The 16,252-nt window shown below is 62.9% G+C and carries 17 protein-coding genes; 13 read left to right on the top strand and 4 right to left on the bottom strand.

The features are described 5' to 3' along the window. The first annotated feature begins 26 nt into the window (after positions 1–26). Genes NCS02_RS21150 through NCS02_RS21120 form a run of 7 tightly spaced genes read left to right on the top strand, consistent with a single transcriptional unit; the run spans position 27 to position 8,612 of the window. On the top strand, positions 27–2,417 hold the full coding sequence (locus NCS02_RS21150; RefSeq protein ID WP_250523280.1) for an aldehyde dehydrogenase family protein: 2,391 nt from the start codon (positions 27–29) through the stop codon (positions 2,415–2,417). 60 nt (positions 2,418–2,477) lie between these two features. Continuing rightward, the gene (locus tag NCS02_RS21145) at positions 2,478–2,960 is read left to right on the top strand and encodes an RbsD/FucU family protein (RefSeq protein WP_008348185.1); all 483 of its coding nucleotides are present in this window, start codon (positions 2,478–2,480) and stop codon (positions 2,958–2,960) included. Further along, positions 2,957–3,889 (top strand): ribokinase, encoded by a 933-nt coding sequence (gene rbsK / locus NCS02_RS21140; RefSeq protein WP_250503256.1) that lies wholly within the window; start codon positions 2,957–2,959, stop codon positions 3,887–3,889. The genes NCS02_RS21145 and rbsK overlap by 4 nt, the downstream gene beginning before the upstream one ends. Next, positions 3,886–4,929, top strand: a complete 1,044-nt coding sequence (locus NCS02_RS21135) for an ABC transporter permease (protein ID WP_008348180.1) — start codon at positions 3,886–3,888, stop codon at positions 4,927–4,929. The genes rbsK and NCS02_RS21135 overlap by 4 nt, the downstream gene beginning before the upstream one ends. 52 nt (positions 4,930–4,981) lie before the next feature. Further along, a complete protein-coding gene (locus tag NCS02_RS21130) occupies positions 4,982–5,986 on the top strand; it encodes a substrate-binding domain-containing protein (protein ID WP_250436582.1) in 1,005 nt (334 codons plus the stop codon). 47 nt (positions 5,987–6,033) lie between these two features. Next, the gene (locus NCS02_RS21125; RefSeq protein ID WP_250503255.1) at positions 6,034–7,554 is read left to right on the top strand and encodes a sugar ABC transporter ATP-binding protein; all 1,521 of its coding nucleotides are present in this window, start codon (positions 6,034–6,036) and stop codon (positions 7,552–7,554) included. Positions 7,555–7,592: 38 nt separating this feature from the next. Beyond that, on the top strand, positions 7,593–8,612 hold the full coding sequence (locus NCS02_RS21120) for an ABC transporter permease (RefSeq protein ID WP_250503331.1): 1,020 nt from the start codon (positions 7,593–7,595) through the stop codon (positions 8,610–8,612). Positions 8,613–8,686: 74 nt separating this feature from the next. On the opposite strand, the gene NCS02_RS21115 is transcribed toward NCS02_RS21120, so the two are convergent. Continuing rightward, positions 8,687–9,409 (bottom strand): DeoR/GlpR family DNA-binding transcription regulator, encoded by a 723-nt coding sequence (locus NCS02_RS21115; RefSeq protein ID WP_008348173.1) that lies wholly within the window; start codon positions 9,407–9,409, stop codon positions 8,687–8,689. Between the two features lie 112 nt (positions 9,410–9,521). Beyond that, a complete protein-coding gene (locus NCS02_RS21110) occupies positions 9,522–10,202 on the bottom strand; it encodes a dihydrofolate reductase family protein (protein WP_250503254.1) in 681 nt (226 codons plus the stop codon). 125 nt (positions 10,203–10,327) lie between these two features. Here NCS02_RS21110 and NCS02_RS21105 point away from each other — a divergent pair, with 125 nt between their 5' ends. The 5 genes from NCS02_RS21105 to NCS02_RS21085 all read left to right on the top strand — a co-directional run bounded on the left by NCS02_RS21105 (position 10,328) and on the right by NCS02_RS21085 (position 14,341). Then, positions 10,328–11,542: a YeeE/YedE family protein gene (locus NCS02_RS21105; protein ID WP_250503253.1), complete on the top strand. Its 1,215-nt coding sequence runs from the start codon at positions 10,328–10,330 to the stop codon at positions 11,540–11,542. 79 nt (positions 11,543–11,621) lie between these two features. Next, entirely contained in the window at positions 11,622–11,873 is a 252-nt protein-coding gene (locus tag NCS02_RS21100; RefSeq protein WP_250440998.1) for a hypothetical protein, read from the top strand. 262 nt (positions 11,874–12,135) lie between these two features. Further along, on the top strand, positions 12,136–12,423 hold the full coding sequence (locus NCS02_RS21095; protein WP_175980978.1) for a DUF3649 domain-containing protein: 288 nt from the start codon (positions 12,136–12,138) through the stop codon (positions 12,421–12,423). After that, positions 12,390–14,048, top strand: coding sequence for a PepSY-associated TM helix domain-containing protein (locus NCS02_RS21090; RefSeq protein WP_502800891.1), 1,659 nt, complete (start codon positions 12,390–12,392; stop codon positions 14,046–14,048). Before NCS02_RS21095 ends, NCS02_RS21090 begins: the two co-directional genes overlap by 34 nt. Next, positions 14,045–14,341: a DUF3325 domain-containing protein gene (locus NCS02_RS21085; protein ID WP_034470898.1), complete on the top strand. Its 297-nt coding sequence runs from the start codon at positions 14,045–14,047 to the stop codon at positions 14,339–14,341. The genes NCS02_RS21090 and NCS02_RS21085 overlap by 4 nt, the downstream gene beginning before the upstream one ends. Here the strand turns inward: NCS02_RS21085 and NCS02_RS21080 are convergent. Further along, positions 14,329–15,453, bottom strand: coding sequence for a DSD1 family PLP-dependent enzyme (locus NCS02_RS21080; RefSeq protein WP_250503251.1), 1,125 nt, complete (start codon positions 15,451–15,453; stop codon positions 14,329–14,331). The two genes, NCS02_RS21085 and NCS02_RS21080, sit on opposite strands and share 13 nt — an antisense overlap. 22 nt (positions 15,454–15,475) lie before the next feature. Next, a complete protein-coding gene (locus NCS02_RS21075) occupies positions 15,476–15,772 on the bottom strand; it encodes a hypothetical protein (protein WP_250503250.1) in 297 nt (98 codons plus the stop codon). Between the two features lie 166 nt (positions 15,773–15,938). On the opposite strand from NCS02_RS21075, the gene NCS02_RS21070 reads away from it, so the two are divergent. Next, positions 15,939–16,244, top strand: coding sequence for a non-heme iron oxygenase ferredoxin subunit (locus NCS02_RS21070; protein WP_250440994.1), 306 nt, complete (start codon positions 15,939–15,941; stop codon positions 16,242–16,244). The last annotated feature ends 8 nt before the right edge of the window (positions 16,245–16,252 follow it).

The raw sequence follows: 16,252 nt of genomic DNA, 5'->3' as shown, positions 1-16,252 counted from the left end.
TCCAACAGACTTCACTAAACAGCCTCATGAGCGTTGCCGAATACTTCTCTTCGATGGAATACGGACCCGCACCGGAAGACGATCGCGCCGCGCGCGCATGGCTCGATCAGCATGACGGGCGCTTCGGTCACTTCGTCAACGGCGCATGGCGCGACAGCGACGACGCCGCGCGCTTCGACTCACGAGAACCCGCGACCGGCCGCGTGCTCGCATCGATCGCGCAAGGCACGGGAGCGGATGTCGATGCCGCTGTGCAAGCCGCGCACGATGCGCTCGAAGGCTGGCAAGCCACCGGCGGAGCGGGGCGCGCGCGTCATCTCTATGCGCTTTCGCGCATGGTGCAGCGGCACAGCCGTCTCTTCGCCGTGCTCGAATCGCTCGACAACGGCAAGCCGATCCGCGAGTCGCGCGATATCGATATACCCCTTGTAGCAAGGCATTTTCTGCATCACGCGGGATGGGCGCAACTGCAGGACAAGGAGTTCGCGGACTGGGCGCCGCTCGGCGTGATCGGCCAGATCGTGCCGTGGAATTTCCCGCTGCTGATGCTCGCGTGGAAGATCGCGCCGGCGCTCGCGCTCGGCAATACCGTCGTGCTGAAGCCCGCGGAATTCACGTCGTTGACGGCGTTGCTGTTCGCTGAATTGGCGCATCGCGCGGGCTTGCCGAAGGGCGTGCTCAACATCGTCACCGGCGATGGCAGCACGGGCGCGGCGCTCGTCGAACATCAACGCGTCGCGAAGATCGCATTCACGGGATCGACCGAAGTGGGCCGTCAGATTCGCGCGAGCACGGCGGGTTCGGGCAAGTCGCTCACGCTCGAACTCGGCGGCAAGTCGCCGTTCATCGTGTTCGACGATGCCGATATCGACAGCGCCGTCGAAGGTGTCGTCGATGCGATCTGGTTCAATCAGGGACAAGTGTGTTGCGCGGGCTCCCGTCTGCTCGTGCAGGAAGGCATCGAAGCGCGCTTCGTCGAGAAGCTGAAGCGCCGCATGGATACGCTGCGCGTCGGCACGTCGCTGGATAAGGGCATCGACATGAGCGCGGTCGTCGACGACATTCAGCTCGAACGCATTCGCGCGCTCGTCGACAAGGGCGAGCGCGAAGGCTGCGAAGTCTATCGATCGCCGCGTGCCACGTTGCCCGAGAGCGGTGCATTCTTTCCGCCGACGCTCGTCACCAACGTCGCGCCCGCATCGACGCTCGCGCAGGAAGAGATCTTCGGGCCCGTGCTCGTGACGATGAGCTTCCGCACGCCGGAAGAAGCCGTTGCGCTCGCAAATAACACGCGCTACGGCCTTGCCGCGAGCGTGTGGAGCGAGAACATCAGCCGCGCGCTCGACGTCGCCCCGCGCCTGCAATGCGGCGTCGTGTGGATCAACGCGACCAATCTCTTCGATGCGGCGGTCGGCTTCGGCGGATATCGCGAGTCGGGCTTCGGACGCGAAGGCGGACGCGAGGGCATCTACGAATACCTGAAGCCGCGCGCATGGGCCAAGCTTCCGGTTCGCGGCGAAACGAAATCGTTGCAGGCGCAACCGGATTCGCTCGTCGATGCGGGCAATGTGAGTGCGCTCGATCGCACGGCGAAGCTCTTCATCGCCGGCAAGCAGGCGCGGCCCGACAGCGGTTATTCGCGGCTCGTGCATTCGCCCGCCGGTGAGATCGTCGGCGAAGTGGGCGAAGGCAATCGCAAGGACATACGCAATGCGGTCGCGGCCGCGCGCGGCATGACGAAATGGTCGTCGGCGAGCGCGCACAACCGCGCGCAAGTGCTGTACTACCTCGCGGAAAACCTGAGCGCACGCGCCGATGAATTCGCGAAGCAGCTCGTCACGCGCGCCGGTTCGAGCGAGCGCGATGCGAAGCGCGAAGTCGATGCATCGATCGCGCGGTTCTTCACGTATGCCGCCTGGGCCGACAAGTACGACGGCGCCGTGCATGCGCCCCCGCTGCATGGCGTCGCGCTGGCGATGCACGAAGCGCTGGGCGTGATCGGCATCGTGTGTCCCGATGAAGCGCCGTTGCTCGGGTTCGTGTCCCTCGTCGCGCCCGCGCTCGCGCTGGGCAATCGCGTGGTCGTCGTGCCGAGCGAGACGTGTCCGCTGATGGCGACGGACTTCTATCAGGTCGTCGAGACATCGGATGTGCCGGGCGGCGCGCTGAACATCGTCACCGGCGACGCGCGTTCGCTGGCTCAAACGCTCGCGCAACACGATGACGTCGATGCGCTCTGGTGCTTCCACGGCGCGTCGCTATCGGCGATGGTGGAGCGCGAGTCGATCGGCAATCTGAAGCGCACGTTCGTCGATCAGGGCCGCGTGTTCGACTGGCACGATGCCGCAAGCGAAGGGCTGCCTTTCCTTCGACAGGCGGTGCAAGTGAAGAACATCTGGGTGCCGTACGGAGACTGATCAAGGAATTGACTCGGCGCGATTCCGATACGGAACGCGCTCATGCATGGAGGAGACGCTGTGCTGAAGAACATCGATCCGCTCTTGAACGCCGATATCCTGTACGCGCTTGCCGCGATGGGCCACGGCGACGAAGTGGTGATCTGCGATGCCCATTTCCCCGCTGACTCTGTCGCGCGTAAAACGGTGCTCGGCCGCGTGCTGCGCATGGACGGCGTGAGCGCGCCGCGTGCGGTGCGCGCCGTGTTGTCGGTGCTGCCGCTCGATACGTTCGTCGACGATCCCGCGGGCCGCATGGAGATAGTTGGCGATGCAACTACCTTGCCCGCCGTGCAACGCGAAGCCCAACGCGAAGTGGACGATGCCGAAGGCCGCGCGCTGCCCTTCGCGCCGGTCGAACGCTTCGCGTTCTACGAGCGCGCGAAGAACGCATATTGCGTGATCGCGACGGGCGAAGCGCGCGGCTATGGCTGCTTCATCTTCAAGAAGGGCGTGCAACTCGCGCCGGATGCGCCCGAAGCCGCGCACGGAGGCACGCGATGAAAAGCGTCGTCATTCTCGGCATCTATGTGACGGACCTCGCGTTTCGCGCGCAACGCATGCCGCTGCTCGGCGAAACGGTCGCGGGTTCCGCGTTCCAGATGGGACCGGGCGGCAAGGGCTCGAATCAGGCGGTGGCCGCCGCACGCGCGGGCGCGGACGTGATCTTCTGCACCCGCATCGGCGCGGATGCGTTCGGCGATATCGCGCAGGCGACATGGAGCGCCGAAGGCATCACATCGCGCGCAACGGTAATGAACGATGTCGCGACGGGTGCCGCGCATATCTATGTCGATGAGAACACGGGCGGCAATGCGATCATCGTCGCGGCGGGCGCTGCGGGCACGCTCGCGCCCGAAGACGTCGATGCGATCGAAGACGATATCGCGCGTGCCGGCGTCTTCGTCACGCAGCTCGAACAACCGATTCCGGCCGCGCGCCGTGGACTCGAACTCGCGCGCAAACATGGCGTGACGACGGTGTTCAATCCCGCGCCCGCCTTGCCGCTGACGGACGATATCTATCCACTTTGCGACTACATCACGCCGAACGAAACCGAAGCGCAGGCGCTCACCGGCATCGAGATCGCTTCGGTGGACGACGCACGCCGCGCCGCGAACGTACTGCTCCAAAAAGGCGCACGCGCCGTGATCGTCACGCTCGGCGAAGCGGGCGCGCTCTTGCATACGTCGAACGAATCGACGCTCGTGCCTGCTTTCGAATGCGGCCGCGTCGTCGAGACGGCGGGCGCGGGCGATGGCTTCACCGGCGGCTTCGCGGCGGCCCTCGCACGCGGCGAAAGCCCTGTGGATGCAGTGCGCTTCGGCTGCGCGCTCGCGAGCATTTCGGTGACGCGTCCGGGCACCGCGCCGTCGATGCCGCGTCTCGACGAAATCAACGCGCTGCTAGCGGAAAGGAGCGTCACGCAATGAAAGCGTCGAAGTGGCTCGCGGATCGCCAGTTCAACTTTCTGATCGGCGTGAACGTGCTCGTGGTGATCGTCGCAACGTGGATGTCGCACGGCCAGTTCCTCGACATCGACAATCTTCAGTCGATGGGCGGCCAGTTGCCCGAGCTCGGCCTGCTTGCGCTCGGCATCATGCTGTCGATGGTGTCGGGCAACGGCGGCATCGATCTGTCGGGCGTGGGCCTTGCGAATCTCTCCGGCATGGTCGCCGCGATGATGCTGCCGCATATGGTCTCCGCCGACGATTCGCCCGCGCTCTATACCGCGGTATTCGTATGCATCGTCATGGTGATGGGTGCGCTCGGCGGCTTGCTCAATGGCGTCGTCATCGCGAAGCTGAAGCTCACGCCGATTCTCTGCACGCTCGGCACGCAGTTGCTCTTCACCGGCATCGCGGTGGTGTTGAGCAACGGCGCATCCGTGCGCGTGGAATACGTCGATCCGCTGTCGAACATCGGCAACGGCACCTTCCTGCAAGTGCCCATTTCACTGTGGATCTTCATCGCCGCGGTTCTGCTGCTCGGCTGGATTCTGAAGCGTACGCCGTTCGGCCTGCGTCTCTATCTGATGGGCACGAACCCGAAGGCCGCGTTCTACGCGGGCATTCCGCGCGCGCGCATGCTGATTCTCACGTATGGGATGTGCGGCGTGCTCGCCTCGCTCGCGGGTCTCATCAGCGCAACGCATACGTCGAGCGCGAAGTGGGACTACGGCAATTCGTATCTGCTGATCGCGATCCTGATCGCGGTGATGGGCGGCGTGAATCCGGCGGGCGGTTATGGACGCATCGTCTGCGTGTTTCTCGCCGCGACCGTGTTGCAATTTCTGTCGAGCCTCTTCAATCTGCTCGGCGTATCGCAGTTTTTCGGCGATTGCGCTTGGGGCTTCCTGCTGCTCGCATCGCTTGCATTCGCGGGCGGCGATCGCGTGCGCGCGATCTTCGGCATCGGCGGAGCCGCGCCCAAGAGCAATGTTCCACCGCCGCCCGCATCGACCGGACGTTAGTGTTGCGTGTGATGTTCAAAGAGACCAATGGATAGATAAAGGAGACAACGCAATGAAGCTGAGCAAACTGGGCACCGCACTCACCGCGATCGCACTCGCGGCGGGCGCGATCGCAGCGGCGCAGGCCGCGACCAACGAAACCATCGTGACGGTCGTGAAAGTGACCGGCATCAACTGGTTCAATCGCATGGACGAAGGCGTGAAGGAGTTCGGCAAGGAGAATCCGAACATCAACGCATATCAGACGGGTCCGGGCCGCGCCGACGCCGCGCAGCAACTCAAGATCATCGAGGATCTGATCGCGAAGAAGGTCACGGCAATTGCGGTAGTGCCCTACGATCCGCCGACGCTCGAACCCGCCCTCAAGAAAGCGATGGATCGGGGCATCAAGGTTGTCACGCATGAAGCGGACAACGCGAAGAACACGATGGTCGACATCGAAGCCTTCGACAACACCGCATACGGCGCGGGCCTGAACGAGCGTCTCGCGAAGTGCATGAACAATCAGGGCAAGTGGGCGGTGCTGGTCGGCTCGCTCGGCTCGCGCTCGCAGGTGCAATGGGCCGATGGCGGCATCGGCAATGCGAAGGCCAAGTATCCGAAGATGGATCTGGTCGAACCGAAGCTCGAAACGAATAACGATGGCGAGCGCGCGTATCAGGTCGCGAAGGAAGTGCTGCGCAAGCATCCGGATCTGACGGGCTTCCAGGGTTCGTCGTCGCTCGACGTCATCGGTATCGGCCGCGCGGTCGAAGAGGCCGGCAAGGTCGGGAAGATCTGCGTGTACGGCACCGGCTTGCCGACGGAAGCGGCCAAGTTCCTCGAAAGCGGCGCGATCAACGGCATCGCGTTCTGGGATCCGAAGCTCGCCGGTCTCGCGATGAACAAGGTCGCGCAGATGCTCGTCGACGGCAAGGAAGTGCAGAACGGCGCAGACCTCGGCATCACCGGCTATAACAAGGTGACGGTCACGAAGGGCCCGGGCAAGGGCGTGATCGTGCGCGGCACCGGCTGGGTCGATGTCGACAAGTCGAACTACAAGCAATACAACTTCTGATGCCATTCGCGAGGCGCACTGCGGTGTGCCTCGCTCGACTACACGATATGACACCGCTCCTCGAAGTCGTCGATATCCATAAACGTTTCACCGGCGTCTATGCGCTGCGTGGCGTAAGCCTCTCGTTCGAGCGCGGCCAGATCTATCACTTGCTCGGCGAGAACGGTTGCGGCAAGAGCACGCTCATCAAGATCATCTCGGGCGCGCAACCGCCCGATGAAGGCGAGCTCGTGATCGAAGGCGCGCGTCACAAGAAGCTTTCGCCGCTCGAATCGCTTTCAGCGGGCATCGAAACCGTTTATCAGGACTTGTCGCTGCTGCCGAACATGAGCGTCGCGGAGAACGTCGCGCTGACATCCGAACTCGCGGAACATGCGGGCAAGCTCGCGCGCACGTTCGATCGCAAAGCGCTCGCACAAACCGCCGCGCGTGCGCTAGAAGCCGTCGGACTGCCGGGCGACGCGGATTTCCAGAAGACGCTCATCGAGCAACTGCCGCTCGCGACGCGCCAGCTCGTTGCGATCGCGCGCGCCATTGCGAGCGAAGCGAAGTTCGTCATCATGGACGAGCCGACGACATCGCTCACGCAGAAAGAAGTCGATAACCTCATCGCCGTGCTTGCGCGTTTGCGCGCGGATGGCGTCGCCGTGCTGTTCGTGAGTCACAAGCTCGACGAGTGCTATGCGATCGGCGGCGAAGTGATCGTGCTGCGCGACGGCCAGAAGATGGCGCAAGGTCCGATCGAAAACTATACGAAGGCGCAGATCAGCGAGCTCATGACGGGCAAGCATCTGTCGACGGAACGCTATCGCGCGGAAGATGACGGAGCCGCGTCGCAGATCGTGCTCGACGTGCAAGGTCTCGGCCGCAAGGGCCAGTTCGCCGATGTGTCGTTCAAGCTGCACAAGGGCGAGATTCTCGGCGTGACGGGGCTGCTCGATTCGGGCCGCAACGAACTTGCGCGTGCGCTTGCGGGCGTCGCGCCTGCGGACACGGGCACGGTGACGCTCGACGGCATGCGCGTGCGTCTGCATTCGCCCGCGGATGCGAAGGCGCAACGTATCGGCTATGTGCCCGAAGACCGCCTGAACGAAGGGCTTTTTCTCGACAAGCCGATTCGCGACAACGTCGTCACCGCGATGATCGCGAGCCTGCGCGACCGCTTCGGTCAGATCGATCGCAAGCGTGCGCAAGAGCTTGCCGAGCGCACCGTGAAGGACTTGCAGATCGCGACGCCCGATGTTGACAAGCCGGTGCAATCGCTTTCGGGCGGCAACCAGCAGCGCGTGCTGATCGGCCGCTGGCTCGCGATCGATCCGCGCGTGCTGATCCTGCATGGTCCGACCGTGGGCGTCGATGTGGGATCGAAGGACATCATTTATCGCATCATGCAGCGGCTGTCGAAGGAGGGCATCGGCATCATATTGATCAGCGACGACCTGCCCGAACTGCTGCAGAACTGCGACCGTATTCTGATGATGAAGAAAGGCCGCGTCGCGAACGAATATCGCGCGGACCGCTTGAACGAGGCCGATCTTTATCACGCGCTACTTTCAGAGGCAGCATGAGCATGAGCGAATCCATCCGCCGCACGGGAAGCGAGACGATGCCGCAACACGCGGCCCAGGTCGCGCCGCGCGTGCGCAAGGGCAATCTGTATGCGCAACTGATGCGCAATCCGGAGTGGTTCACGGTCGGGCTGATCGTGGTGACGTGTCTCGTCGTGGGCAGCATCAATCCGCGCTTCTTCCAGTTCGCGACACTGTTCGACATGCTCCATTCCGCGACGACGGTCTCGCTCTTCGCGCTCGGCACGCTCGTCGTGCTGGCGTCGGGCGGCATCGACGTGTCGTTCACGGCAATCGCCGCGTTGACGATGTATTCGATCACGAAGGCTGTCTTCGCTTGGTGGCCGGAGTGCCCGTTCGTGCTGATTCTGCTTGCGGGCGCAATCGGCGGCGTGATTCTCGGCGTCATCAACGGCATGCTCGTGCATCGATTGAAAGCGCCTTCGCTGATCGTCACCATCGGCACGCAATATTTGTATCGCGGATTGTTGCTGACGTTCGTCGGCACGCAGTTCTTCATGAACATTCCGCACAGCATGGATACGTTCGGGCGCCTGCCGCTGTTTTTCTATCACACGCCGGATGGCTTGCGCGCGGTTTTGCCGGTGTCCGTGCTCGCGCTCGTGATCGCGGCGATCGTGACCTGGTGGCTGCTCAATCGCACGATGATGGGCCGCGGCGTCTATGCGATGGGCGGCTCGCTCGCCATTGCAGAACGTCTCGGTTATGACTTGCGCGCCATTCATCTTTTCGTGTTCGGCTATACCGGCTTGCTGGCGGGCGTGGCGGGCATCCTGCACGTGTCGACGAACCGGCTTGCGAACCCGTTCGATCTCGTCGGCACGGAACTCGATGTGATCGCGGCGGTGATTCTCGGCGGTGCCCGCATCACGGGCGGTACGGGAACGGTGGTGGGTACGCTTTTGGGCGTCGTGCTGGTGACGCTCATCAATAGCGTGCTGATTCTCATCGGCGTGCCGAGCACCTGGCAGAAGGTCATCATCGGCGCGTTCATTCTCGTTGCGGGGACGTTGTTCGCGCTGGGACGCAGACAGTAACGCCCTTCGAAAAGCGGAACAAAAAAGGCTCGTTCGAAACCTGAACGAGCCTTGCTGATTTTTATCGGAACGATTCAGACGCGTTTGCGGAGCTTCTGACCTTCCTCGGTAATCACCGAATCGAACTCGGAAAGCTGCGAGAAGCGCACGGCCTTGACCTTGCCGAACTTGCTCGCATCGACGACGAGATGACGTTCCACCGAACTCGCCATCGCGGCTTGCTTGATGGCGACTTCATGAAAGTTCCAGCACGTCACGCCGCGCGCTTCATCGACGCCGCCCGCCGACATGAACGCCTTGTTGATGCCCATGCGCCGCAAGGTTTCGACGCTCTCGTCGCTGGCGAACGATTCCGATGACGGCACATAGACGCCGCCGAGCAGGATCATCCGCACGTTGGGCTTGCGCCGCAAAATTTCCGCGACATTGAGCGAATAGCACACGACAGTGAGATGCATCTCCGTGGGAATCTGCCGCGCGAGCGTGGTCAGCGTCGTGCCGCAATCGATGAAGATGGTTTCGCTATCCGCGAGCAGACGCGCCGCGTGATTCGAAGCGACGGCCTTCGCTTGCGCGAAATGGTCTTTCTCTTCCTCGATCGTGTAGCCCGCGTTGGGGACATCGGCGGCGCTGACGATATAGCCGCCGAGATAGGTGAACTGGCCGGGATGCGCGGCGATATCGCGGCGCACCGTCATCTCCGAAACGCCGAGCAGCGCGGCCGCATCGCGCAGACGCATCACGTTCTGTTTTTCGAGCGCGCCGGAAAGGGCACGCAGGCGGTCGTTCTTGGCCATCGGAGCGGCGCGAGGAATGATGTTAGCTTTTATTCGCGGGATGAAAGAATTATAACAATGCAAGCCGCATTTTTAACGGCTTGCATGCGGTGGCGCGGGTAAATCCCGAGGTTCAGGACTTGCGCGTATAGCGCAGCCACACGACGTCGTGTTCCAGTTTTTCGATGGAATCCAGCTTGAGGTAGGCGGGCGTTTTCCACTTGTCCATCGCGACTTCGAACGACGACGTATGCGCTTTGCGTCCATCGACGAGCGGCATGATCAGCACGCTGACTTCATCGGCAAGCTGCGCATTGACGAACGCGCCCGACACATGTCCGCCGCCTTCGACGATCAGCTTCTTGATCTTCAACTCGCGTTCGAGCGTTTCGACGACGCGCTTCAGTTCGATATCGTCCTTGCCGCCGAACACATACGATGCGTCGATCGATTGCAGATACGCGAGGTAATCGTCATCGACGCTCTCGCTCAGCACTTCGACGATATGCGATTCGAGCGCCGTATTGCTCTTCCAGGCGACACGTCCCTTCGGATCGATGGAAATCGCGTACTGGCTCGCGTCGCGTTTCGCGAAATGATCGGTGCGTGGAATCGGACCCTTCGCGAGCCCGCGCGGATAGTCGCGGTCCTTGCCATGCGAGATTTCCTGCATCGTGACGCGGCCGCATACCCACGCATCGGCGTTGAAGCGCGCGGCGGTGTCTTCGTAGGTGGGCGACGCGAAATCGAGGTTCCAGTTGTCGGTGAGACTGCGGCCGTCGATCGACGACATCATGTGACAGACGATATGCATCTTCTTCTCCGTGCAGGAAAGGGCTTCGATGCATCGGCCGATGCAAGCGCTGTGCCGCCTGCGAAGATCAGCCAAACGCGAGAAAATAAGTAGCTCTTCCGCATTTTTTCGAAACGCTTATCGTCATGTCAGATCTCGCTACTCCTCTTGCACGCCGCGCGGATATCGATCCGAAGCCGCTCGGCATCGCCGCGTTGCTGATCGTGCTCGGCGCGGTGTATCTCGGGCAAACCGTCGGCGCGCGCCAGGCTGCGCTTTACGTGGTCGGCGCGCTGCTCGGCGTCTCGCTTTATCACGCGGCGTTCGGTTTCACGTCGGCGTGGCGCGTGTTCATCTCCGATGGCCGCGGCGCCGGGCTGCGCGCGCAAATGCTGATGCTCGCGGTCGGCGTCGCGCTGTTCTTTCCCGCGCTCGCGGCAGGGACGCTGTTCGGTACGCCCGTGACCGGGCTCGTGTCGCCGGTAGGGACGTCGGTGGTCGTGGGCGCGTTCATCTTCGGTATCGGCATGCAACTGGGCGGCGGCTGTGCGTCGGGCACGTTGTACACCGTCGGCGGCGGCAGCACGCGAATGATCGTGACGCTCGCTGCGTTCATCGCGGGTTCCGTCATCGCGACCGCGCACATGCCGTTCTGGACCGCATTGCCGCAAATGCAACCGGTATCGCTCGTGAAGACGCTCGGCGCGGGGCCCGCGCTCGCCGTCAACTGGATCGTGTTCGCGCTGATCGCGGCGGTCACGGTCGTCATCGAGAAGCGCCGTCATGGCAAGCTCGTCGCCGCGCACGTGCAGCCGGCGCATACATCGCCATGGCTGCATGGACCGTGGCCGCTCGTGGCAGGCGGCATCGCCCTCGCCGTGCTCAACTTCGCGACGCTCGCACTGTCCGGGCGTCCGTGGGGCATCACGTCCGCGTTCGCGTTGTGGGGCGCGAAAGCGGCGGCCCTGTTCGGCGTCGATACCGCGAGCTGGCCATACTGGATGAGCAAGGCCAACGCGGCCGCGCTCGCCGCGCCGATTTCTCACGACGTTACATCCGTGATGGATATCGGCATCGTGCTCGGCGCGATGCTCGCCGCCGCGCTCGCGGGCCGCTATGCGCCCGTCTGGCGCGTGCCGATGCGCTCGCTGATCGCGGCGATCGTCGGCGGCTTGCTGCTCGGTTATGGCGCGCGGCTCGCGTACGGCTGCAACATCGGTGCGTATTTCAGCGGCATCGTATCGGGCAGCCTGCATGGCTGGCTGTGGCTCGTCGCGGCCTTCTTCGGCAATGTAGTCGGCACGCGACTGCGTCCGTTTTTCGGACTCGAAGTCGAGCGCGTGCGGCCGACGGCTTGCTGAGAGTTACACCGCGCGTGACACGTTCGTTCCGTTTTTTTGCGGAACGGAGCGGTCCGCGCGATATGCGAAAATCGCCGGCATGAAAAAGACTACCTTGCTCATCGTTCCGGCCTTGCTGATCGCGCTCGGCCCGTTGGCACATGCGAGCGTCGAATCGGGCGCCCATCAGTTCAAGGAAGACGTGAAATCGGCCGGGCGCCAGACCGGACGTGCGGCGCGGGATGCGGCGCACGCCATCGGCGACGGCGCGAAATCGGCCGGACATGCCATCGCCGATACGTCGAAGCGCGGCTATCACGCGACGAAAAAGTGGGTCACGGGCAAAGAATAAACGCCGCCAGTTCGTCCATTTTGTGCTCGCCGATGCGCCACACGCGGATCGCATTCTGTTCGCGCGATCACGCCACAGCGTTCCACTTTTAAGCGTTGCTTGACAAGCTTGCGGAGCGTTATTGATAATTATTATCATTTACGCCGCGCAACGCGCACCTCAACGCGCCTGATTCCGTCTCGTCGTTGCAGACGTGCATCCGGCCAATCTTTCGCATAAGAACGCCTTGAAAGCCTATGACGCGCCGACGCGTACACGACCAATGAGCGCGCTCGTCCGGCACGGCCCGCTCGTCTCTCGCATCGTGGCCGCGATATTCGGCGGATACGCGCTCGCCGCGCTCGCGAGCGTCGCGGCACTCGCCCTGCCGATGAGCAAGCCACAAGCCGTGCTCGCCGGCATGCTCGTGAGCTTCGTCGTCTACGTGTGCGCGGTGATCTGGGTGTTCGCGGTTCGCAGCGCGCGTCGGGCATGGAGCGGGCTCGCGTTCATCGCCGTGCCGCTGTTGATGGCCGCATGGACGGTATGGCCGGGAGGACACGTCTCGTGAGAAGCGCGCGCGATTCCAAAGCGAAAGGCCGCGGCATTCGCCAGAGCATGTCCGATCTGCATACGTGGGCGGGCCTGCTCGCAGGCTGGATTCTCTACGCGATGTTCCTTACCGGGACCGTCAGCTACTTCAAGGACGAAACGTCGCAATGGATGCGGCCCGAGCAAGCGCAGCAGCGCGACATGCCGGATGCGGCGCTCGTCGCGCAACGCGTCGTCGAGACGCTCGGCAAGATCGCGGCGGGCAGTACGCAGTGGAGCTTCGCATTGCCGGACGAACGCACGAGCGTCATCGATTCGTTCTGGCGCACGCCGGGCGCATCCAAGGGCAAGCGCGCATTCGAATCAGCCCGTTTCGATCCGGTCACGGGCGAGCGCACAACCGCGCGCGAGACCCTCGGCGGTGAATTTTTCTATCGCTTTCATTTCCAGTTTTATTACATGCCGGTGTTATGGGGGCGCTGGCTCGCGGGCCTGTGCGCCATGTTCATGCTCGTCGCGATCGTGAGCGGCGTCATTACGCACAAGAAAATTTTCGTCGACTTTTTCACTTTTCGATGGGGCAAGGGTCAGCGTTCTTGGCTCGACGCGCATAACGCGCTGTCGGTATTCGGTCTGCCATTTCACGCGATGATCACCTACACCGGCCTCGTCACGTTGATGGCGATGTACATGCCGTGGGGCGCGCAGACCGCCTTCAGGACACCCGCCGAACGCGCCGCGATGACTTCGCAACTCAGCGCGTTCATTCAGCCTCGCGAGTCTTCCGGACAGAACGCGCCGCTTGCACGCGTCGATGCGATGGTGCGCGAAGCGCAAGCGCGCTGGGGCCGCGACAAGGTCGGTCGCGTGACGATCACCAATCCCGGCGACAGCACCGCGCGCGTGGCTGTTTCGCGAGGTGAGGCGTCGCGCGTGTCGATGAGTCCGCAGTACATGCTCTTCGATGGCGTGACGGGCAAGCTCATCGAAGTGAAGGACAGCGTCGGCGGCGCGGCCGAAACGCGCGGCGTGCTGTATGCGCTGCATCTCGGACGCTTCAGCGATATGCAACTGCGCTGGCTGTACTTCATCGTCAGTCTCGCGGGCACGGCGATGGTCGGCACGGGGCTTGTCATGTGGACGGTCAAGCGCCGTCAGAAGCTGGCCGACCCGGCGCGGCCGTACGTCGGCTTCTGGCTCGTCGAACGTTTGAATATCGCGAGCATCGCGGGACTTTCCATCGCGATGACGAGCTTTCTGTGGGGCAATCGGCTGCTGCCGCTCGGCATCGCCGCGCGTGACGATGCCGAGGTCAATGTTTTCTTCGCGATGTGGGGCGCGACGCTGCTATATGCGTTCGTGCGTCCCGCAAGGCGCGCGTGGATCGAACTGCTTTGGCTCGCCACGACGATGCTCGCGCTCGTGCCGGCGCTCAATGCGCTGACCACGAACCGGCCCTTGTGGCGCAGCATCGCGCAAGGCGATTGGGTGTTCGCCGGCTTCGATCTGATGATGTGGGCATTCGCCCTGCTGCATGCGGCATTGGCGATACGCGTGACACGCCATCGTCCGCGCGCGAAGCCCGTTGGCAAGCGCATCGCGGCGCGTGCCGTCATGCCCGAGCGCGAAAAGGAAAGCGCATGACGCATCTCTTGAGCATCGTTTTCTGCCTGATGGCCTTCGCTTGCCTCGCGGTCTCGATGGATCGTCATCAGATGATGCTATTCGGCCGCGCGCTTCGCGCAGGGCAAACGCGCGGCTTTCGAATAGCAGGATGGTGCGGTCTCGTGCTCGCGCTGCGCTTCATCGTCGACTATCAAGGATGGGCGCTCGGCCTCGTCAGCTATAGCGGCTGCACGAGTGTTTCGGCGGGAATCGTGTTTGGCGGTCTCATCGTTTATGAGCGGCTTTCCGCTCGTCGATCTCACCAGCCGTGAAAGCGCGGCCATGCGATGGTGCTGCCGTCGGCGGCTAACGCCTGGTACTCGGGGTATTGCGCGCCCGTCGCGCATGCATGATTCGGCAGGATGCGCAGCTTCATGCCGATGGGAAACCGCTTCGTGATCTCATCGCCACATTCGACGGCGAGAATGCCGTGCTCCTGATTCGCACCGACGAGTTCGCAGCCTTCGAGAGGCGTACCGTCGAGCGCGCATGCAAGTCCATAACCGTAATCGTGCGTCTGCTTCGACGTGCCGCGGTCGCGGCTCATCGCCATCCATCCCGCATCGACGATGACCCAGCCCTTGTCGGGTTGATGACCGATGACGCTCGTGAGCACGCTCAACGCGACATCGTTTGCATCGCAAACACCGACGTTCGCCATCACGAGATCGAAGAACACATAAACGCCGGCGCGCACTTCGGTGACGCCTTCCAGATGCTTCGCGGCGAGCGCGGTCGGCGTCGAGCCGACGCTCACGGTCCTGCATGCGATGCCCGCAGCGCGAAGCCGTTCGGCCGCGCGCACGCATCCCGCGCGCTCCTGTTCCGCGAGCGCGGCGAGCGCTTCTTGATCGTTCAATTCGTAGCTGGAGCCAGCGTGCGTCATCACGCCGCCGACTTCGATGCCGCGTTCCTGAAGCACGCGGCCGATCTCGATGAGCGCGTCGTCATCGGGCGCGAGGCCTGAACGATGACCATCCGTATCGATTTCGAGCCACACTTCGAATATGTCGTTCGCGTGCTTGCAATACGCGACGATCGCCGATGCCGCCGCCGCGTTGTCGGCGATGATCTTCAGATCGCAGCCTTTTTGCTTGAGGGCCATCGCGCGCGGCAACTTCGCGGGCACGATACCCACCGCGTAGAGAATGTCGTCGATGCCCGCCGCGAAGAATGCTTCCGCTTCTTTCAGCGTGGATACGGTGATGCCTTGCGCGCCTGCTGCAATCTGCGCGCGCACGACGCCGGCGCATTTCGTCGTCTTCACATGCGGCCGGAACTTCACGCCGAGCGCGTTCATGCGCGTCTGCATCCGGTCGATGTTGTGCTGCATTCGCGCGATATCGATGATCGCGGCGGGCGTGTCGAGTGCTTCGAGATTCATGATGTCCTTGGTCGAGCGATGATCAGGCGATCGGTCCCGTCGGCAGCGCTATCGCCGTTGCGTGGCAGCGCCAGGTCTGTCCCCTGAAGCCGAGCCGCTTCACGCGATCGATCAGCGAGCGCTGGCCGACAGCGCACATCGCCACGGGCGGAATCAGGCCGAACAACATGCAAAAGAACGTGAGCTCGTTGGCGGGATAGCGCAGCGCGATGGCTTTCGCGAGCGGATCGACAATTGCGAGGCACAGCATCGATGCAAGGATGAAGCCAATGCTCGCGAGCGGCAGCGGGTTCGTGCGCGTGACGGCGGTGGAAGGCATGACGCTGATCGATGGGACGAATCTTCGAATCATCGCACGAACGCGTTCTTGCCGGATTCTCTACGGGAAAGCCATTATTTTTGATCGGTTGACTCGGCGAAAAGTCCTGCTAGCATACGAACAACAGATTCATCAGCATACTGATCGATTTTCGAAGGGGCGACGAATGGCACTCAAGTTCGCGGCGAAGCTCGCCGATCTAGTGGAAGACGAACCGTTCGGCGTGACGATCGGCGAAGAGCGCATCGCGCTCTATTTGCTCGACGGAGAAGTCCATGCCACGCACAACGTTTGCACGCACCAGTTCGCGCTCTTGAGCGACGGCTATATGGAAGACGGCTGCATCGAATGTCCGCTGCATCAGGGGCGTTTCGATATCCGCACGGGCGCTGCCCTTTGCGCGCCAGTCACGCAACCGATTCGCGTATACGGCGTGCAGGTGGAAGGCGGCGAGATCTACGTCGATCTTTGATGCACGCG

Source organism: Caballeronia sp. NCF2 (assembly GCF_023631205.1).
Taxonomy (GTDB): domain Bacteria; phylum Pseudomonadota; class Gammaproteobacteria; order Burkholderiales; family Burkholderiaceae; genus Caballeronia; species Caballeronia zhejiangensis.
Note: the sequence above shows the minus strand (reverse complement) of the source record. Positions and strands in the feature narration are given on the sequence as shown.